The 18,307-nt window shown below is 42.6% G+C and carries 19 protein-coding genes and 7 tRNA genes; 13 read left to right on the forward strand and 13 right to left on the reverse strand.

All coding sequences use genetic code 11. The features are described 5' to 3' along the window. Window positions 1–26 precede the first annotated feature (26 nt). The 13 genes from N483_RS12730 to lolB form a co-directional block, all read right to left on the reverse strand. A tRNA-Leu gene (locus tag N483_RS12730) sits at window positions 27–111 on the reverse strand. A 21-nt stretch (window positions 112–132) separates the two neighbouring features. Continuing rightward, window positions 133–207 (reverse strand) — tRNA-Gln (locus N483_RS12735). Between the two features lie 38 nt (window positions 208–245). Continuing rightward, window positions 246–330 (reverse strand) — tRNA-Leu (locus N483_RS12740). A 23-nt stretch (window positions 331–353) separates the two neighbouring features. After that, window positions 354–430: transfer RNA gene (locus tag N483_RS12745), tRNA-Met, on the reverse strand. Window positions 431–432: 2 nt separating this feature from the next. Further along, window positions 433–507: transfer RNA gene (locus tag N483_RS12750), tRNA-Gln, on the reverse strand. 139 nt (window positions 508–646) lie between these two features. Then, window positions 647–731 (reverse strand) — tRNA-Leu (locus tag N483_RS12755). A 47-nt stretch (window positions 732–778) separates the two neighbouring features. Beyond that, a tRNA-Met gene (locus tag N483_RS12760) sits at window positions 779–855 on the reverse strand. Between the two features lie 319 nt (window positions 856–1,174). Then, a complete protein-coding gene (gene ychF, locus N483_RS12765) occupies window positions 1,175–2,266 on the reverse strand; it encodes a redox-regulated ATPase YchF (protein WP_023397327.1) in 1,092 nt (363 codons plus the stop codon). A gap of 46 nt (window positions 2,267–2,312) precedes the next feature. After that, window positions 2,313–2,897, reverse strand: a complete 585-nt coding sequence (gene pth / locus N483_RS12770; RefSeq protein WP_036974945.1) for an aminoacyl-tRNA hydrolase — start codon at window positions 2,895–2,897, stop codon at window positions 2,313–2,315. Between the two features lie 19 nt (window positions 2,898–2,916). Further along, window positions 2,917–3,525 carry a 50S ribosomal protein L25/general stress protein Ctc gene (locus tag N483_RS12775; protein ID WP_023397325.1) on the reverse strand — a complete coding sequence of 203 codons (609 nt, stop codon included), beginning with the start codon at window positions 3,523–3,525 and terminating at the stop codon, window positions 2,917–2,919. A gap of 201 nt (window positions 3,526–3,726) precedes the next feature. Further along, window positions 3,727–4,674 carry a ribose-phosphate pyrophosphokinase gene (locus tag N483_RS12780; protein WP_023397324.1) on the reverse strand — a complete coding sequence of 316 codons (948 nt, stop codon included), beginning with the start codon at window positions 4,672–4,674 and terminating at the stop codon, window positions 3,727–3,729. 84 nt (window positions 4,675–4,758) lie between these two features. Then, the gene (gene ispE, locus N483_RS12785) at window positions 4,759–5,613 is read right to left on the reverse strand and encodes a 4-(cytidine 5'-diphospho)-2-C-methyl-D-erythritol kinase (protein ID WP_023397323.1); all 855 of its coding nucleotides are present in this window, start codon (window positions 5,611–5,613) and stop codon (window positions 4,759–4,761) included. Then, a complete protein-coding gene (gene lolB / locus N483_RS12790; protein WP_023397322.1) occupies window positions 5,613–6,200 on the reverse strand; it encodes a lipoprotein insertase outer membrane protein LolB in 588 nt (195 codons plus the stop codon). The genes ispE and lolB overlap by 1 nt, the downstream gene beginning before the upstream one ends. Before the next feature lie 83 nt (window positions 6,201–6,283). Between lolB and hemA the strand changes: the two genes are divergently transcribed. From hemA to N483_RS12855, 13 genes are all read left to right on the forward strand, one after another. Continuing rightward, window positions 6,284–7,540, forward strand: a complete 1,257-nt coding sequence (gene hemA, locus N483_RS12795; protein WP_023397321.1) for a glutamyl-tRNA reductase — start codon at window positions 6,284–6,286, stop codon at window positions 7,538–7,540. Between the two features lie 7 nt (window positions 7,541–7,547). Further along, complete coding sequence (prfA, locus tag N483_RS12800) at window positions 7,548–8,633, forward strand: peptide chain release factor 1 (protein WP_023397320.1); 1,086 nt, start codon at window positions 7,548–7,550, stop codon at window positions 8,631–8,633. A 4-nt stretch (window positions 8,634–8,637) separates the two neighbouring features. Beyond that, entirely contained in the window at window positions 8,638–9,480 is an 843-nt protein-coding gene (gene prmC, locus N483_RS12805) for a peptide chain release factor N(5)-glutamine methyltransferase (protein WP_036974954.1), read from the forward strand. 63 nt (window positions 9,481–9,543) lie between these two features. Next, window positions 9,544–11,091 (forward strand): DUF3369 domain-containing protein, encoded by a 1,548-nt coding sequence (locus N483_RS12810; RefSeq protein WP_023397318.1) that lies wholly within the window; start codon window positions 9,544–9,546, stop codon window positions 11,089–11,091. Window positions 11,092–11,098: 7 nt separating this feature from the next. Continuing rightward, the gene (locus N483_RS12815) at window positions 11,099–11,473 is read left to right on the forward strand and encodes a SirB2 family protein (protein ID WP_023397317.1); all 375 of its coding nucleotides are present in this window, start codon (window positions 11,099–11,101) and stop codon (window positions 11,471–11,473) included. A 141-nt stretch (window positions 11,474–11,614) separates the two neighbouring features. Then, window positions 11,615–12,418, forward strand: coding sequence for a tetratricopeptide repeat protein (locus N483_RS12820; RefSeq protein WP_023397316.1), 804 nt, complete (start codon window positions 11,615–11,617; stop codon window positions 12,416–12,418). 328 nt (window positions 12,419–12,746) lie between these two features. Further along, window positions 12,747–13,598: a 3-deoxy-8-phosphooctulonate synthase gene (kdsA, locus tag N483_RS12825; RefSeq protein WP_023397315.1), complete on the forward strand. Its 852-nt coding sequence runs from the start codon at window positions 12,747–12,749 to the stop codon at window positions 13,596–13,598. Between the two features lie 93 nt (window positions 13,599–13,691). After that, window positions 13,692–14,585 carry a transcriptional regulator GcvA gene (locus N483_RS12830; protein ID WP_023397314.1) on the forward strand — a complete coding sequence of 298 codons (894 nt, stop codon included), beginning with the start codon at window positions 13,692–13,694 and terminating at the stop codon, window positions 14,583–14,585. Between the two features lie 15 nt (window positions 14,586–14,600). Beyond that, window positions 14,601–15,242, forward strand: a complete 642-nt coding sequence (locus N483_RS12835) for an alpha/beta family hydrolase (protein WP_023397313.1) — start codon at window positions 14,601–14,603, stop codon at window positions 15,240–15,242. Then, window positions 15,235–15,603 carry a DUF423 domain-containing protein gene (locus N483_RS12840; protein ID WP_023397312.1) on the forward strand — a complete coding sequence of 123 codons (369 nt, stop codon included), beginning with the start codon at window positions 15,235–15,237 and terminating at the stop codon, window positions 15,601–15,603. The genes N483_RS12835 and N483_RS12840 overlap by 8 nt, the downstream gene beginning before the upstream one ends. Window positions 15,604–15,639: 36 nt before the next feature. Then, window positions 15,640–16,725: a 23S rRNA (cytidine(2498)-2'-O)-methyltransferase RlmM gene (rlmM, locus tag N483_RS12845; protein WP_023397311.1), complete on the forward strand. Its 1,086-nt coding sequence runs from the start codon at window positions 15,640–15,642 to the stop codon at window positions 16,723–16,725. A gap of 170 nt (window positions 16,726–16,895) precedes the next feature. Continuing rightward, window positions 16,896–17,456, forward strand: coding sequence for a hypothetical protein (locus N483_RS12850; RefSeq protein WP_155735413.1), 561 nt, complete (start codon window positions 16,896–16,898; stop codon window positions 17,454–17,456). 486 nt (window positions 17,457–17,942) lie between these two features. Next, the gene (locus N483_RS12855) at window positions 17,943–18,293 is read left to right on the forward strand and encodes a hypothetical protein (protein WP_023397309.1); all 351 of its coding nucleotides are present in this window, start codon (window positions 17,943–17,945) and stop codon (window positions 18,291–18,293) included. The last annotated feature ends 14 nt before the right edge of the window (window positions 18,294–18,307 follow it).

The raw sequence follows: 18,307 nt of genomic DNA on the forward strand, positions 1-18,307 counted from the left end.
GATTATTTTAGTTCTTATCGAGAACTTGGTGCGGAAAGAGAGACTTGAACTCTCACATCCGAAGATACTGGAACCTAAATCCAGCGCGTCTACCAATTCCGCCACTTCCGCATATTTTATCTCATAAAGAGATGGCTGGAGTACCAGGATTTGAACCTGGGAATGGCGGGATCAAAACCCGCTGCCTTACCGCTTGGCGATACTCCAACAATGGTAGTTGATTATTTTGATTCTTATCGAGAATATGGTGCGGAAAGAGAGACTTGAACTCTCACATCCGAAGATACTGGAACCTAAATCCAGCGCGTCTACCAATTCCGCCACTTCCGCATGTATTTTCTTTTTTAAGAAAATGGTGGCTATGCCCTGATTTGAACAGGGGACCCCATCATTATGAGTGATGTGCTCTAACCAGCTGAGCTACATAGCCATTGGCTGGAGTACCAGGATTTGAACCTGGGAATGGCGGGATCAAAACCCGCTGCCTTACCGCTTGGCGATACTCCAACGAAACTTCAAATCTAAATTGTTGGTCCCAGGATTTGAATCTGGGGGTGGATGAGTGAGGGATCAAAACCTCTCTCTTCTGTCCTTACCGCTTGGCGATACTCCAACGAAACGATTATTTTAGTTCTTATCGAGAACTTGGTGCGGAAAGAGAGACTTGAACTCTCACATCCGAAGATACTGGAACCTAAATCCAGCGCGTCTACCAATTCCGCCACTTCCGCACATTAGGGTAGTTAGTTTTAAAGTTGCTAATCAACTTGAAAATGCATGGTGGCTATGCCCTGATTTGAACAGGGGACCCCATCATTATGAGTGATGTGCTCTAACCAGCTGAGCTACATAGCCATGTCTTTTTCGTTTATCACCATCGCTGGTGCGGGGCGTATTATGCGTATATGCCCCCATGCCGTCAACACCTTTTTTCGAAAAAATTTCGTATCACAGATTGTTTGCAGATAAATTAAGCGAAACGGCCTGTTTTTATACCAAATCAAATAGAAAAGTACAAATATTGATAGTAGTCAGGTTTAAAAAATATAAAGGTAGTTTGTACCTTTTAGGGTGGAAGCCTATAAAAGTGAGCTTATGAATAGATAGAGTGGTTCAGTTGAAACAAAAAAAGCCCTGCATAAGGGCTTTTTTAGCTGTTCATTAAGAAGGGTAATTAAACGTTGAACAAGAAGTTCATCACGTCGCCATCTTTTACGATGTAATCTTTACCTTCTTGACGCATTTTACCTGCGTCTTTTGCTCCACTTTCGCCTTGGTATTCAACGTAATCATCAAAACCAATGGTTTGTGCACGAATAAAGCCACGCTCAAAGTCTGTGTGGATCTTGCCTGCGGCTTGTGGTGCAGTTGCACCAACAGGAATAGTCCATGCACGGACTTCTTTTACACCAGCGGTGAAGTAAGTTTGAAGTTTTAGAAGCTCATATCCACCACGAATAACGAGGTTAAGACCTGGCTCTTCTAAGCCAAGATCAGCCATAAACTCAAGTTTGTCTTCTTCTTCAAGTTCTGATAGTTCAGATTCAATCGCCGCACATACTGGGATCACAACTGCATCTTCTGCTTCTGCGATTTCACGAACCTTGTCCAAGAATGGGTTATTTTCAAAGCCATCTTCAGGTACGTTTGCGATATACATCGTCGGTTTGATCGTTAAGAAATTAAGCGGCTTGATTGCCACTAGTTCTTCTTTAGTCAATTCCAAAGAACGTAATGTTAGGCCTTCATCAAGGTGTGCTTTAACTTTTTCTAGTACGTCGTTTTGGAATTTAGCTTCTTTATCGCCGCCTTTTGCTTTTTTAGCATTACGTTGAGCCGCACGATCTGCCGCTTCCATATCTGCTAAAACAAGCTCAGTATTGATAACGTCAATATCATCCGCTGGGTTTACTTGACCCGAAACGTGTACGATATTTTCATCTTCAAAGCAACGAACAACGTGGCCAATGGCATCAGTTTCACGAATGTTTGCTAGGAACTGGTTACCAAGACCTTCACCTTTTGAAGCGCCTTTAACCAGACCGGCAATATCAACAAATTCCATCGTTGTTGCAATGGTCTTTTGTGGATTAACAATCGCAGCCAATTGGTCTAGACGAGGATCCGGAACGGCAACAACGCCTGTGTTTGGTTCGATTGTACAAAACGGAAAGTTTGCGGCTTCGATCCCCGCTTTAGTTAATGCATTAAATAGGGTTGATTTACCAACGTTTGGTAAACCCACAATGCCACATTTAAAACCCATAATTTTGAACCTTCAGTTAATCAAATTGTTGCCGTATAAAAATACTTTACGGCTTAAATGAATGTAGTCTGTTTTGTGCTTTTAACACACCGTCTTTCGCTAAAATTTCCATGCAACGAACTGCTTCATCAACGACCGCATCAATTTTTTCTTGGTCAGCTTTCGGTGCTTTGCCTAATACCCAGCCCGTGACTTTGTCTCGGTGACCCGGGTGACCAATGCCTATTCGCAAGCGCATAAATTCTTTGTTATTGCCAAGCTTAGAAATAATGTCTTTCAAGCCATTATGTCCACCGTGGCCACCGCCCTTTTTAATTTTAGCGATACCAGGGTCCATATCCATTTCGTCATGTGCAACGAGAATGTTTTCGGCTGGAATTTTAAAAAAGTTTGCAAGGCTTGAGACTGCTTTGCCACTTAAATTCATATAAGTGGTGGGAATAAGCAATTTAAATTCTTGGTTATTGATAAGTATTTTGCCCGTAAGGCCATGATACTTAGAGTCAGGTTTGAGAATGCAATTGTAGCGCTTAGCCAGTTCTTCTACGAACCACGCACCGGCATTGTGACGAGTGTTTGCATATTCGGGGCCTGGATTAGCCAGGCCCACAAGCATTTGAATATTATTCAAGGTGTTAACACCTTAAAAATTACTCAGCAGCTTCTTCAGCTTCTTCTTCAGAAGCAGCGCCTTTAGGAGCGTTCAAAGTAACAACAGCTTGGTCGTGGTCCGCACCTTTAGCTAGTTCTACTGAAACAACACCTGCAGGTAGTGCAACGTCAGATAGGTGTACAGTTGCACCTACTTCTAACGCAGCAACATCAACTTCTACGAACTCAGGAAGTTGAGCTGGTAGACATGTGATTTCGATTTCTGTTACGTGGTGAGCAACAGTGTTACCGCCTTTAGTAGCAGCTTCTTCGTTGATGAAGTGTACTGGTACTTTAGTGTGGATCTTCTGAGAAGCATCAACACGTTGGAAGTCTAAGTGAGTGATCTTAGGCTTGTATGGGTGACGCTGGATGTCTTTAACGATAGCTTCAACAGACTCACCGCCAATGTTTAGCGTAAGGATGTGAGTGTAGAAACCTTCGTCTTCTTGCATGTGGATCACTTTGTTGTGATCTAGAGTAAGAGAAACAACTTCTTTGCCTGCACCGTAAAGGATTGCAGGAACTTTCTCAGCGCGACGTAGGCGGCGGCTCGCACCAGTACCTAATTCTACGCGTACTTCAGCGTCTAAAACGTATTGTGACATAACTGTCTCCAAAATATTTAAAGTTAATAATGTCAGAAAACTCGCGACCAAATTTTCTGGCGTATACCTATCGAACTGACAAATTTGTCTACTCAGTAGGTAAAAAAGGCGCGCTAATATAGCACTATCATGGCTAGATTAAAACCATTAGAGCAATAAAAAAGCACCGTTAGGTGCTTTTTTATTTAATCTTGCAATGAATTAATGTTCAAACATCGCAGAGATTGATTCTTCGTTGCTGATACGGCGAATTGTTTCAGCCATCATATCAGCCAAGGTTAGTACTTTAACCTTGTCAATTGCACGAAGTTCGTCTGACAGTGGGATTGAATCTGTAACGATGACTTCGTCAATTACTGAGTTACGCAAGTTTTCTGCTGCATTACCAGATAATACTGGATGAGTAGCATAAGCAAATACGCGCTTAGCACCATGCTCTTTTAATGCCGCAGCTGCCTTACATAAAGTACCACCTGTATCGATCATATCATCAACAATGATGCAGTCACGGCCTTCAACGTCACCGATAATGTGCATAACTTGTGATACGTTTGCTTGAGGACGACGCTTGTCGATGATAGCAAGGTCTTTGTCGTCAAGTAGCTTTGCAATAGCACGCGCACGTACTACGCCACCAATGTCAGGTGATACAACGACGACATCATCAAAGTCACGCTCTTTCATGTCTTCGATAAGTACTGGGCTACCAAATACGTTATCTACTGGAACATCGAAGAAACCTTGGATTTGTTCTGCATGTAGATCCACAGTTAAAACGCGGTCAACACCTACACTTGATAGGAAGTCTGCTACCACTTTCGCAGTGATAGGCACACGTGCTGAACGAACGCGGCGGTCTTGACGTGCATAACCAAAATATGGGATCACTGCGGTAATACGGCCCGCAGAGGCACGACGAAGTGCATCAACCATAACGATAAGTTCCATTAGGTTATCGTTTGTTGGCGCACAAGTTGATTGAATAATAAAGACGTCTGAACCACGTACATTTTCATTGATTTGAACGCTGATCTCACCGTCACTAAAACGGCCTACAACGGCATCACCTAACTCAATAAATAAACGTTTTGCAACTTTTTGAGCTAGCTCGGGTGTTGCGTTACCAGCGAAGAGCTTCATGTCGGGCACGGTAGGGTTCCTCAGGCACTGAATTTTTGGACTAACATGCAAAGACTAAAATAGCACAGTCAATACAGGCTAACTTAAACTAATTTACTTCTCTTTGTTTAGCCACGTAGCTAATTGCTTGTGAGTGATCGACTCACGTGCACTTTTGGCTACAAAGCCTTGCCAAGATGACGGCATTTTCTGGAGTACACGCAGTGCTGTTTGCTCGTCATCAAAAACTGCAAAACAACAACTTCCAGTTCCTGTCATTCTTGACGGCGCATATTTTAGCAACCACGTCAGGGTCTTTTCAACCTCAGGGTAAAGCTTTTTAACTAACTCTTCGCAGTCATTCCGTGTCTCGGCCATTTTCCAAGGGGTTTTTAGTTTCGGTGTGCTGCGTGGTAAGTTCGGATCGGTGAACACTTTAACTGTGCTGACATGAACGCCTGGAGCGATAACTAAATACCATTTTTCCGGGTGTTCAAATGGGCTTAATTCTTCTCCAACACCTTGGGCTAGCGCGGTTTTACCATGTATAAACACGGGGACATCTGCGCCTAGTTTGAGTCCTATTTCAGCCAAAGTTTGTATAGAGAGCGAGCAGCCCCACAGAGCATTTAAGGCAAGCAAGGTTGTCGCCGCATCAGATGAGCCACCACCAACACCTCCGCCCATCGGTAAGTGTTTCGTTAAATGTACGTTTACCCCTTTTTTCATCTTTCTATATGGAAGTAGTTCGTTTGCGGCTTTAAAAATGAGGTTGTCTTCTTTGTTAATGCCTGCCACATCACCGCTGATCAAAATCTCATCTTGGTCGATTAACTCAAAGCTCAGTTCATCACCAAAGTCGAGCATAGTAAAGAGACTTTCAAGTTCGTGGTAGCCATCGGCTCTACGACCATTAATATGTAAAAAAAGATTGAGTTTGGCCGGGGCTGTTAGAGTGAGTTTATTCATTAGGAGTCGAACTGCCATGCGTTAATTTGAATTTTTATTGTGATGTCTTGATGGGACAATGTCAGCCTTGCGGGCAGGGTTAAGCCACTAAAATTACGGTAGCGTTGATACTTTATGGTCCATATTTTCCCCTGCTCATCCTGCCAACTGGCCTGTTTTACTCGGCCTGTACTATCTAATTGGAAGTCATTTTCAAAGCGAGTTGCTGTAAACCAGCTAGGTGCTTGCTTGATTGGCAGCTGCCAGCCACTAACACGCTGAATTAAAGGGCCGCTCTCTGGTCCTGTATATGATTTACCATCGATGACTAGCTCACTATACTGTGCAAGCTCAGTCATTTTTAATATTTGTGTGCCGATGAAGCTAGTGAGTGTGAGTGCTTGCTTGTTATTCGTGTACTGCCAATTAAAATTCACAGACTGGCGATCATCAGGTGCGATAAAAGCAATTTTGCCACGGGCCTGCCATTTGTTGTACTCAACAAGGGTATTTAAAGCCGTTTGTCCCTGTGCTGGGTGCTTGGGTGATTGCGCACAGCCACCTAGAAACAAAAAAAACATGAGCAAAATCAAATGAAATTGTTTCAAATGAGGTTCCTTACTTTCCATATTCGATTGATTTTTGGTAAAATTGGCCGCTTTAAAGCAGGGCTTGGGCAACACTGGCATTTATGACCATCATCGCACTTGGTATTAATCACAAAACCGCTTCCGTTGAATTACGTGAAAAAGTCGCATTTTCACCAGAGCAATTGTCTCGTGCTTTGGAGCAGCTCAATCGGTTATCAGAGTTTCATGAATCAGTGATTGTGTCTACCTGTAACCGTACCGAAATCTATTGTAGCCTCGACAATGATAATTCCCAAGCGCTTCTCGGTTGGCTGGCAAATTTTCATGATATTTCGCAACAAGAACTGGCTGACAATGTGTATATTCATCAAAATCAAGATGCGGTGAATCATTTAATGCGAGTTGCATGCGGTTTGGATTCATTGGTGTTAGGTGAACCGCAAATTCTTGGCCAGATAAAGCAAGCTTATAACAGCTCGAAGCACCATCATGTGATCCAGCCCATGTTTGAGCGCTTATTTCAAAAAACCTTCTCGGTTGCAAAGCAGGTACGCACTGAAACTGAGATTGGTGCCAGTGCGGTATCCGTTGCTTATGCTGCGGTGAATCTAGCAAAACACATCTATGGTAAGCTCGATAAAACAAAGGTCTTGTTGATCGGAGCAGGTGAAACCATAGAGTTAGTTGCCAAGCACCTCTCTCAACATCACCCGCAGCACATTACCGTTGCAAACCGAACGATTGAGCGTGCTAAAAATCTCGCCGAGGAAATTGGCGGGGATGTCATATCTCTTGCTCAGCTACCCGATGAATTACACAATGCAGATATCGTGATAAGCTCTACAGCAAGTACTTTACCGATAATTGGTAAAGGGGTGGTAGAGCAAGCGTTAAAGCAAAGAAAGTATCGTCCTATGTTGTTTGTTGATATTGCAGTGCCAAGGGACATTGAAAGCCAAGTCAATGAACTCGATGCTGCTTATTTATATACGGTTGATGACTTACAAGCCATCGTCAATGAAAACATCGCAAGCCGCGAACAGGCAGCAACACAAGCCCAGGAGATCATTGACGATAAAACCAGAGAGTTTGCAGATTGGCAGCGCTCTTTAAAATCGGTTGATGTGATCCGTCAGTACAGGACATCAGCACAGGAAATAAAATTAGAGCTCGTGGAAAAGGCTGTAAATCAGCTACAATCGGGTAAAGATTCAGAAAAAGTCTTGCTTGAGTTGGCTAATAAGCTCACAAACCGACTTACTCACGCCCCTACGCACGCTATCCAAAAGGCAGCAAAAGATGGGGATACAGAGCAGTTAATATTGCTTAAGCAGGCATTAGGTATTGAACAGGAATAATATATAGATGAAAGAGTCTGTCTATCGTAAGTTAGAAACCCTAGTTGAGCGTCATGAAGAAGTAGAAGCAATGCTAGGCGATCCAGAAGTGATTGGCGATCAGAACCGCTTTCGCGCACTTTCTAAAGAGTACTCGGAGCTTGAAGATGTTGTAAAAACATTTACTGCTTATCAGCAAGCACAAGAAGATGTCGCTACAGCAGAAGAAATGTTGAAGGATTCAGATCCTGATATGCGCGAAATGGCGCAAGAAGAATATAAAGAAGCAAAAGCGGCGATTGTTGAATTAGAAGATCAGCTACAAGTATTGATGCTGCCAAAAGATCCAAAAGACGATAACAATGTTTACCTAGAAGTGCGTGCTGGTACGGGTGGTGATGAGGCGGCTATTTTCGCCGGTGACTTATTCCGTATGTACAGCCGCTACGCTGAAACGCAAAAGTGGCAAGTAGAGGTTGTCAGCGCTAACGAAGGTGAACATGGTGGTTATAAAGAAGTCATTGCCAATATTAAAGGTGATGGTGTGTATGGCAAGTTGAAGTTTGAATCAGGTGCGCACCGTGTACAACGTGTTCCTGAAACTGAGTCTCAAGGACGTGTTCATACCTCAGCATGTACTGTTGCTGTTATGGCCGAAATTCCAGAAGCTGAAGCAATAGAAATTAATCCTTCAGACCTTAAAGTAGATACATTTAGAGCGTCAGGTGCCGGTGGTCAGCACGTCAACAAAACAGACTCTGCCATTCGTATTACGCACATTCCAACAGGCGTTGTTGTTGAGTGTCAGGATGAACGTTCTCAGCATAAAAACCGAGCGAAAGCACTTTCGGTATTAGGAGCGCGACTACAGCAAGCTGAAGATGAAAAGCGCCAAGCAGCAGAGGCCAGTGAGCGCCGCAACTTAGTTGGTAGTGGTGATCGCTCAGAACGTATTCGCACCTATAATTACCCACAAGGTCGTATTACAGACCACCGTATTAACTTAACGCTTTATCGCTTAAATGAAGTAGTCAGTGGTGAACTGGGCGCGATCATTGACCCACTTCTGATTGAACATCAAGCAGATTTACTTGCTGCAATGGGTGATGACTAAGGTGATCCCGCAGTCCAATGCCCAAGCGATTGCTTGGGCTACGAATCAATTGCTTGAGCATTCGGACTCTCCCAAACTTGACGCAGAGGTACTGCTGCTGCATATCCTCGACAAGCCTAGAAGTTACCTATTTACATGGCCCGAAGCTGAACTTGCTGAAAAACACCAACAATTATTCAAAGAGTATATTGCGCGGCGATTGCAAGGCGAGCCTGTTGCGCATATTACAGGTGAACGAGAGTTTTGGAGTTTATCATTCTATGTTAACAACAGCACGCTAATCCCAAGACCTGATACAGAGACTTTGGTTGAGTATGCCCTTGACTTAGCATTACCTGAGCAGGCAAAAGTGTTAGATTTGGGCACTGGCACAGGCGCAATTGCTTTATCTCTTGCCTCTGAAATGCCCAATTGGCAAGTATGGGCGGTTGATTATTCTCACGACGCCGTCGCACTAGCAGTGCGGAATCAACAAAGGCATGGCTTAAATAATGTGACTATTGCACAAAGCGATTGGTTCTCTAATGTACCTGAGCAGCTATATGACCTAATTGTCAGCAACCCTCCTTATATCGAAAGTGATGACGTTCATTTAAAGCAGGGAGATGTTCGCTTTGAACCTTTGTCAGCGCTGGTTGCACCAGAAAAAGGTTATGCTGATATTCGCCATATTGCTTCGCAGGCTAGAAAATACCTACGCCCAAGTGGCTTTATTTTAGTCGAACATGGTTTTGAACAAGGTTGCGGTGTCAGAGAGATTTTTGCACAAATGGACTATCGCAATATACTTACAATAAAAGATATGGCAGGCTGTGATAGAGTAACTTTGGCACAAATGCCTCAGTGATGCGTTGAATGCATTAATATTTTTTAGTTACAGCCCGCGTCAAACAAGCGTTAAGGACTCTCTATGGATGATTTTTTGTTTTCAGATGAGCCAACAGATGTCATAGAAACGGAACAAAGTGGCACTTGGAAAGTCATTATTGTCGATGACGAACCTGAAGTACATGCAGTCACAAAGCTTGCATTGAGTGATTTTGAGTTTCAAAAGAAAAAACTAGAATTCCTCAGTGCTTACTCTGGTGAAGAAGCAAAGCAAGTGGTTATTGAGCACCCAGATGCAGCCATTGTGTTACTCGATGTGGTGATGGAAACTGACGACGCGGGTCTTAAGGTCGCGCAGTTTATTCGTGAAACGGCAAAGAATAACAATATCCGAATTATTCTTAGAACGGGACAGCCTGGACAAGCCCCCGAACGACAAGTGATCGTTAACTATGATATTAATGATTATAAATCTAAAACAGAATTGACCGCGCAAAAACTGTTTACAGTTGTGATGTCTAGTTTGCGTTCCTATCGAGATATTTTATCTATCGATCAATCTCGGCAAGGCCTTGAGAAAATTATTACCGCCTCACGCGATATTTTTGCAACACATTCAATCGAGCAGTTTATCGAAGGCGTTATGCAGCAACTGACCTCACTGCTAGGCACAGTTGATGAAGCCATGTATGCAACCTCCCTAGTTGCCAGCAACGAACCTGATACATGCAGTGAAGAACTTGTCGTATTTACTGGGCGAGGAGAGTTTGCAAAATGTGAAGGTAAGCCGATAGAAGACGTCCTCAACGAAGAGCAAATTCGAGCTTGTAAACAAGCCCTCAATGAGAAAAGCATAGTTTACAAAGACAACTATTTATTCTCATATTGCTCGAGTGAATATAATCATGCTTCTATGTTATTTGTGTCTGGGATCCCTGAGTTTTTAACCGATACACAAAAACACTTAATCGAAATATTTTCTCAAAATGTGCAGTTGGCGTACGAAAATGTGCAGCTGCAAGCCGAAATTGAAGATACACAGCAAGAACTTGTTTATCGCCTTAGTGAAGCATTGGAAATGCACTCGACTGAGTCTGGCAACCATGTAAAGCGTGTAGCGTATATTTGCCATGCGCTTGCTGTGGGCTATGGACTTGGAAATAGAGAAGCAGATCTCGTTCGGATCGCGTCACCTTTACATGATGTTGGCAAAGTGGGCATTCCTGACGCCATACTCAATAAGCCAGCAAAACTTGATGACGAAGAATGGACAGTGATGCAAAGCCATGCCAAAAAAGGTTATCAATTATTGCGTGACTCGAAGCGGGAAATTGTGAATGCAGGGGCGATCATTGCAAGAGACCACCATGAGAAGTGGGATGGTAGTGGTTACCCTAAAGGCACTAAAGGTGAAGATATTCATGTGTTTGGACGAATTGTCGCCTTGGCTGATGTATATGATGCACTGCGCCATCGCCGCTGCTACAAAGAAGCATGGGAGCTGCCTGACGTCATTAAAGAAATTAACAATCAAAGCGGAAAGCACTTTGACCCGAAATTGGTCAAGGTGTTCAATGAGATCATAGATGATCTAGAAGATATCTTGGTGCGTTACCCAGATAAAGAGTGAGGTTGATGTGGATTATATTGCTCTAAAACATACCCATATGATTTTTGCCCTGTTGAGTATCATACTGTTCTATACACGCTCAGTATCCCGTTTAGCAACTGGCAAATTGGCAAAACAAAAATTAGTGTTTATTACCAGTCATGGCGTTGATACCTTGTTGCTTATATCTGCTGTGTATTTGGCAATAACATTAGGAATGAAACCTAGCTCACAACCTTGGTTAATGGAAAAAATTATCCTTGTTGTGGGCTATATTGCACTGGGCTTTGTGATTGCGAAGTCAAAAAGTAAGGCAAAACAAATCCCTGCGTTGCTTGGGGCGACAGGCGCTTTATTAGCGATTGGTTATTTGGCTTCGACTAAGAGTGCATTTATTCTTTAATCTATTGCCAGAAAACCCACTACAGCCCGGCGTGTTCGAATAATCAGCGAGTTAATTGAGCGATAAATTTCCCCTTGGGAATGGGCTAAAAAGTGTTACACTACCGCCTTATTACTTTCACATGGGTTAGCAGTACAGTCTATGACGGATACTTGGTTTGATGAACAGCAAGAATTAGGTATGGATTACGCCGTGCCTGCATTACTTCGTAGCATTTATGCTGAACAGCGTTGGGATGCGCAAGCCGACACCGAGCAAACGCTGTGCCTATTGGCTGAGCTAGAGTTGGCTGTTGACGAAATGTGTGTAAAGGAAAAAGATGTACACAAGCGTGTAGACTTGTTGCTTGATACATTTTATACCAAGTGGTTGTTTAGCGGGACGGGGCAAAAAGTTCCTGAGTACTTACTCAATAACATCGCTTATGTGATTAAAATGCGCAGTGGCACTAGCACTGCGTTGGCTATTTTGCTTGCGCACCTTCTGGAGCGTGCAAACTTTAATGCGACTGTTGCACTGATGCAAAATGAAGTCATGGTACATGTGGCATTAAGTAGTGAAGAAGGCTATATCATAGATCCGGCTTCCGGCCAGCAATCTTGGTACGTAACCCCCGAAAATGATAGCGAAAAAGATCAAGAGCCAATGGAGTTGATCATAGGGGATGAGGCTTTCAAACTTTATCTTGCTCAACAAAAATGGTCTTTTATTGCTGCTGAAAAGTTTAGCCACGCGTTGAGCTGTGTTGAGTTACTAATGGAACTATTAGGCGATGACCCTTACGAGAGACGTGACAGAGGGTATTTACTCAATCAACTTAACTGCCCCAAAATGGCCAAAGATGATTTACAGTTTTTTGTAGATGAATGCCCTGATGACCCTACCATTGAGATCATACAGAACCAAATAGAAGAGCTTGCCGACCACAATAACATATTGCACTGATGTGTGCTGGCCATGTCAGCACAACAAGTAGTGGATGTTATAGCCGTTGAAAATACGCAAGTAAAATACCGATCATCGACTAACCGCGAGTAGTCAAACCAAGTGCAAGATTATATGCTCTAAACACTTTAATTAGAGTTTTTGGTTAAGCTGAGTGCTCTTAGGAATCGTATTGCCAAACTAAGAAGCGCACTCAGCTTTTTTGCCATAATGGCACTATGCTTGATTTTATCAATCGCAGATTTGCCCTCAAAGAGAATAAAAAATACAGTGTACTAGGTAGCAGGGCATATTGATTGTTCTTCACCTGTTTAAATTGGATTGAAATATGAATACACAGATTATAAAAGTTGGAAACATCGAAGTTGCTAACGACAAACCCTTTGTTTTGTTCGGTGGCATGAATGTGCTTGAATCACGTGATCTTGCAATGCAAATTGCAGAGCACTATGTTGAAGTCACTTCAAAGCTCAACATCCCATATGTATTTAAAGCTTCTTTCGATAAGGCGAATCGCTCTTCAATTAATTCATACCGCGGGCCGGGAATGGAAGAAGGACTTAAAATTTTTGAGGAGATCAAACGTACTTTTAACGTTCCGGTGATCACTGATGTACATGAACCATTCCAAGCAGCCCCGGTTGCGGAAGTGGCAGATGTGATTCAATTGCCTGCCTTTTTGGCGCGCCAAACTGATTTAGTTGTGTCTATGGCAAAAACAGGTGCTGTGATCAATGTTAAAAAGCCGCAATTCTTGGCACCTCATGAAATGCGTCACATCATCAAAAAAATTAATGAAGCGGGCAATGAGCATGTAATTTTATGTGAACGCGGAAGCAGCTTTGGTTACAACAACCTCGTGGTTGATATGTTAGGTATGGATGATATGAAACATATGGCACCGGTGATTTTTGATGCGACACACGCGCTACAACGTCCTGGTGGTCGCACTGATTCTGCAGATGGCCGCAGAGCACAGGCGGCTGAATTAGCAAGAAGTGGGATGGCACTCGGGCTTGCTGGTTTATTCATTGAGGCGCACCCAGATCCAAATGTTGCTAAATGTGATGGTCCTTGTGCTTTACCGTTAGATAAGCTTGAAGGCTACTTAAAGCAAATGAAAGCAGTTGACGATCTAATCAAAAGCTTTGACTCGTTAGATACCAGCGCGAGTGTATAAGCAGCCTATTTTAAAGGCCGGGCAGTGACCAAAGGATGGTGGTTGCCCATCAATACAACATCTCAATATAACAACATGTAAAGGCGTCCTGCTATGGCAAGAAGGTTACCACCACTGAATGCTTTAAAGGCTTTTGAAGCAGCAGCCAGGCACTTAAGTTTTACCAAAGCCGCCGAAGAGTTATTTGTGACTCAAGCGGCCATCAGCCACCAAATAAAAACACTCGAAGAGCACTTAGGCTTAAAGCTATTTTTAAGAAAAAACCGCTCACTGTTGCTGACCGAAGAAGGACAAGGTTATTTTTTAGATATTAAAGATATTTTTTCGCAGTTAATTGATGCGACTGAAAAGTTACTTGCTCGGGGCGCAAAAGGGTCGTTGACCGTGAGTTTAACGCCGAGTTTTGCGATCCAGTGGTTAGTTCCTCGACTGAGTAAGTTCAATGAGCTTTTTCCTGATATTGACGTTCGGATAAAAGCGCAAGACCAAGATGAAAACTCTTTAACAGATGACGTTGACGTTGCAATTTATTATGGACGAGGTAACTGGAGTGGCGTGCAAACCCATAAATTGCACACTGAATATTTGGTTCCATTGTGTAGCCCACTGCTTTTAAATGGACCTAAACCTCTAGACCAGCCAAGTGATTTGGCCAATCATAACTTATTGCACGATACGACGCGTCGCTCTTGGAAGGCATGGTTAAAAACAGCTGGCGTGCGCAATGTGCCTGCGAATACAGGGCCTATTTTTAGCCATTCATCCATGGTGCTACAGGCTGCTGTGCACGGTCAAGGAATTGCTTTGGGCAACAGTGTGCTTGCCAAACCAGATCTTGATGCTGGGCGACTAGTTATCCCATTTAGCCATAGTTTAGAAAGTAAAAACGCTTATTACTTGGTCTGTCGAGAGGCGCAAGCGGAGCTTGGAAAAATTGTCTCATTTAAGGATTGGATGCTCAGTATGGTTGAGCAAGAACAAATTTAAGAAGCGATAGTGAATATGAATGACAAAGTAACCATAGAATGGCACCGCGCACAAAATCCAGTGGCGCAATTTGTGTTTGCCCATGGAGCAGGTGCAGGGCGCGACTCTGAATTTATGCAAGACATGGCATCAAAGCTCGCCGGACAAGGGATTGACGTTGCACTGTTTGACTTTGAGTATATGGAAACAGCCAAAGCACAAAATAAAAAACGACCACCTGATAGAGCCCCCAAATTATTAGCGCGTTACGAACAGGTATTGTCACAGCTCGATGACGCACTGCCGATATTTATCGGTGGTAAATCAATGGGCGGGCGTATGGCTTCTATGCTAGTGTGCGAATCGGCTTCATCTATAAAAGGTGTGCTTGCATTTGGTTATCCATTTCACCCACCCGGTAAGCCGGAAAAGCTGAGAGTAGAGCACTTTGGTAATATTCTGTGTCCATTTTTAATACTGCAAGGCGAGCGAGATACATTTGGCAACAAAGCGGAGGTAACCGCACTACAATTGGATGCAACGCCAGAGTATTTTTGGCTACCAGATGGTGATCACTCCCTTAAACCGCGTAAAGCAAGTGGCTTGACCGAAATGCAGAATCGCGATGCTGCTGCGCAAAAAGCAGTGCAATTTATGCGAGACATTAACCATGGCTAAACTATTTTTATTGGCAGGCAGCGTATTTTGTATGCTATCAGTCGCACTAGGGGCATTTGCGGCTCATGGGTTAAAGCACCACGTGAGCGAGTATGCAGTCGATATATTTAAAACGGCTGCCGAATATCAAATGACACATGGTTTGGCGCTCATTGCGGTGGCACTGCTGATGAAGTGGGGTATGCAGCTTAAGTGGGCTGGTCTTGCATTTATCGCAGGAATTATACTGTTTAGTGGCAGTTTATACTTATTGGCACTGACAGGCTCAAAGTGGCTAGGCCCTATCACTCCCATCGGTGGAATGTGTTTTATAATTGGTTGGCTGATACTCATAGTAAAAGCCGCAAAGCAACCTCTTTAATTTTGGAAACTCTTTAACTTTGGAAATATTGAAACAATGTCGAGTGTAGTAATTTATTGCCGCAGTGGTTTTGAAAGTGATGCGGCTGCCGAAATTAATCATCACGCCATGCAGCAAGGTGTTGCCGGTTATGTAAAGGCTAAACCAAATACCGGGTTTGTGACCTTTGAATGTTACGCCAGAGAAGATGCTGAGCGGCTGGTCAAACAAATAGACTTCAAAAGCCTGGTTTTTGCCAGACAGTGGTTTACAGGTACTCTACTGACAAATATGCCACTGGAAGATCGCGTTGGGGAAATAAAGCAGTGTGTAGCAGATTTCCCGTTATGTGGTGACTTACGTGTCGAAACACCAGATACCAATGAAGGCAAAGAGCTATCTAAATTTTGTAAAAAAATCTCGACGCCACTGGCTAAATCACTTGAGAAACAAAATAAGTTGACGCGCAGTATCAAGCCACAAAAGCCTGTTTTGCATATTTTATTTTTAGCCAATGATACTGCATACGTAGGTTACTCATTTAGCGACAATAACTCACCGTTTTTTATGGGGATCCCAAGACTGAAAATGCCGGCTGACGGGCCAAGTCGTTCGACCTTAAAATTAGACGAAGCATTTAACGTATTCTTGACCAAGGAGCAGGCAGAAGAGCGCGCCCGTCCGGGTATGAGAGGAGTTGATTTAGGGGCATGCCCAGGCGGCTGGACGTACCAATTAGTCAGGCGCGGTATGTTTGTGGCGGCCATTGATAACGGCCCGATGAACGATAAACTGATGGACAGTGGCCAGGTTAAGCACTTCAGAGAGGATGGTTTTAAATATCGCCCTGAAAAGCGCAATATAGATTGGCTGGTGTGTGATATGGTCGAAAAACCAAGTAAAGTAACTCAGCTGATGATCGATTGGATAGTTAACGGTTTTGCCAAGGAACTCATTTTCAACCTTAAGCTGCCAATGAAAAAGCGTTTTGATAGTGTGTACGAATGTTTGCAGCTGATTGATGATGAGCTTGCACATTATAATGTTGGTTACAAATTGCAAGCTAAGCACCTATACCATGATCGCGAAGAAGTCACAGTTCATATTCAGGTCTTAAAAGTCCCGCAAAACTTGTATAGTTAATGCTAATGTGTTGTATTTATAAGGAAATTAATGCAACATGCTAACCTTCTATATCTAATTATTTTTTATTTAATTGCTTTATAACTAAAAAATAAAATCTCGCCGATTTAAAAATCTTTTATGTTCTTAAATTGTAAGTGCTAGCTTATAGCCTAAATGGGCGATTTATATTGGAAGGTATGGTGATAAATAATACGATGGAAGTTGATATGATATTAAATAGAATAAAAAGTTATGCAGTGACAATCGTATTGTCAACTTGCTTGATGATGACGCAAGAGTCAGAGGCATGCGCAGTAGCACGTGATGAATATATGTTAAATCATGAGAAAATGATTCAACAGTCGGCTGATATTTATCTTGTAAAAGCGATAAGTAAAAAGCTAGAGAACAAGGTTATTACTACCACATTTAATGTACTTGACGTTGTAAAAGGACGTGATAGAAAGCAAGTAACCATATCTTTTCCTGCCTTTGAATATGAGAAAAATTCTTCACATCGATTCATGACCGACTTCTCTCTTCATAATGATGAGAAGTTTTGGAAGAGTGGCGTAGGTCGAAGTCAAATATTAACCAACTGTGAGACGGTTGCTAGCTTCAGATTAGGCTATGGCTATTTATTATTTCCTAAGTTTAAATCAAATGCTAAAGGTGCAGAGATTATTAATGATACGTCTGATAAATGGTATCAATTTGTCAAGGAAAGTGTTTCAGCTGATTTAAAATAAACCTGGTTAGGGAAGATAAATTTAAAAGGCGTATATGGACACACCATTTATGTCAATTTAAGTAAGCGTAGCGGGGCAGTTTTTACTGCCTCGTTATCTTTTATTTTAATACCTACCAGCCACGGTTAAATGACTAACTATGTGCAATTAAGGGTTGCTCTCACATACATCCCTCAATTTAACCTGCAAGTGCACCACATAAAAAACCAAATAAAAGGATGGGCTTATCAACCTTTTCCGGTGTAAACGTATGACCCATTACACTTTAGGAACTAAAAGGAAAATAGCAAAGACGTTTCAGTCCTAATCGGAGATCTTGTATAGAAGCCATCAGCATTTCAATGCTAAACGTGGTGTAGAATCTTTAATTTAACATTCACCAACAATTTTTAAGCATTTTTGTATTTTTTATACTCGAAATTACGTCTTTATGATAATGTTTGAATGAAAACTCAACAATATAAAAACATAATAAAGGATAAAATTATGAAAACTGCTTGTACAATGTTCGCTATCGCCCTTCTTTTAGGTTCTTCTTCTGCACTTGCTAGCTGTAATAAATATAGCTGTGAAGGCGTATCAAATGTCGTCTTTTCTTCAGTTATTGCTGATAGTGATGCAGTGAAAATCAAGTTTCATGAGGGCACGAACGCGACGTTAAGCTGTAACCTTGATGCTGATAATGCAGCTGTATTGGATCAAAAGAACCCTAATTACCGCAATATGCAATCTATGTTGTTAACTGCCATCGCGGCAAATTTACCTGTTGGTCTACAATTTGACAAATCGTCTTCAGGCTGCGCTGTACAATCGGTAGAAGTCAAAGTCGTAGAATAACTTTTCTTAACGAA

Origin of the sequence: Pseudoalteromonas luteoviolacea NCIMB 1944 (genome assembly GCF_001625565.1) — a bacterium.
In the GTDB taxonomy this organism is placed as follows: domain Bacteria; phylum Pseudomonadota; class Gammaproteobacteria; order Enterobacterales; family Alteromonadaceae; genus Pseudoalteromonas; species Pseudoalteromonas luteoviolacea_F.

Coding starts and splice junctions, on each gene's coding strand:
- ychF (WP_023397327.1), bottom strand. CDS start 2,266: ATGGGTTTTAAATGTGGCATTGTGGGTTTACCAAACGTTGGTAAATCA.
- N483_RS12775 (WP_023397325.1), bottom strand. CDS start 3,525: ATGTCACAATACGTTTTAGACGCTGAAGTACGCGTAGAATTAGGTACT.
- ispE (WP_023397323.1), bottom strand. CDS start 5,613: ATGAATAAACTCACTCTAACAGCCCCGGCCAAACTCAATCTTTTTTTA.
- hemA (WP_023397321.1), top strand. CDS start 6,284: ATGACCATCATCGCACTTGGTATTAATCACAAAACCGCTTCCGTTGAA.
- prfA (WP_023397320.1), top strand. CDS start 7,548: ATGAAAGAGTCTGTCTATCGTAAGTTAGAAACCCTAGTTGAGCGTCAT.
- N483_RS12810 (WP_023397318.1), top strand. CDS start 9,544: ATGGATGATTTTTTGTTTTCAGATGAGCCAACAGATGTCATAGAAACG.
- N483_RS12820 (WP_023397316.1), top strand. CDS start 11,615: ATGACGGATACTTGGTTTGATGAACAGCAAGAATTAGGTATGGATTAC.
- kdsA (WP_023397315.1), top strand. CDS start 12,747: ATGAATACACAGATTATAAAAGTTGGAAACATCGAAGTTGCTAACGAC.
- N483_RS12830 (WP_023397314.1), top strand. CDS start 13,692: ATGGCAAGAAGGTTACCACCACTGAATGCTTTAAAGGCTTTTGAAGCA.
- N483_RS12835 (WP_023397313.1), top strand. CDS start 14,601: ATGAATGACAAAGTAACCATAGAATGGCACCGCGCACAAAATCCAGTG.
- N483_RS12840 (WP_023397312.1), top strand. CDS start 15,235: ATGGCTAAACTATTTTTATTGGCAGGCAGCGTATTTTGTATGCTATCA.
- rlmM (WP_023397311.1), top strand. CDS start 15,640: ATGTCGAGTGTAGTAATTTATTGCCGCAGTGGTTTTGAAAGTGATGCG.
- N483_RS12855 (WP_023397309.1), top strand. CDS start 17,943: ATGAAAACTGCTTGTACAATGTTCGCTATCGCCCTTCTTTTAGGTTCT.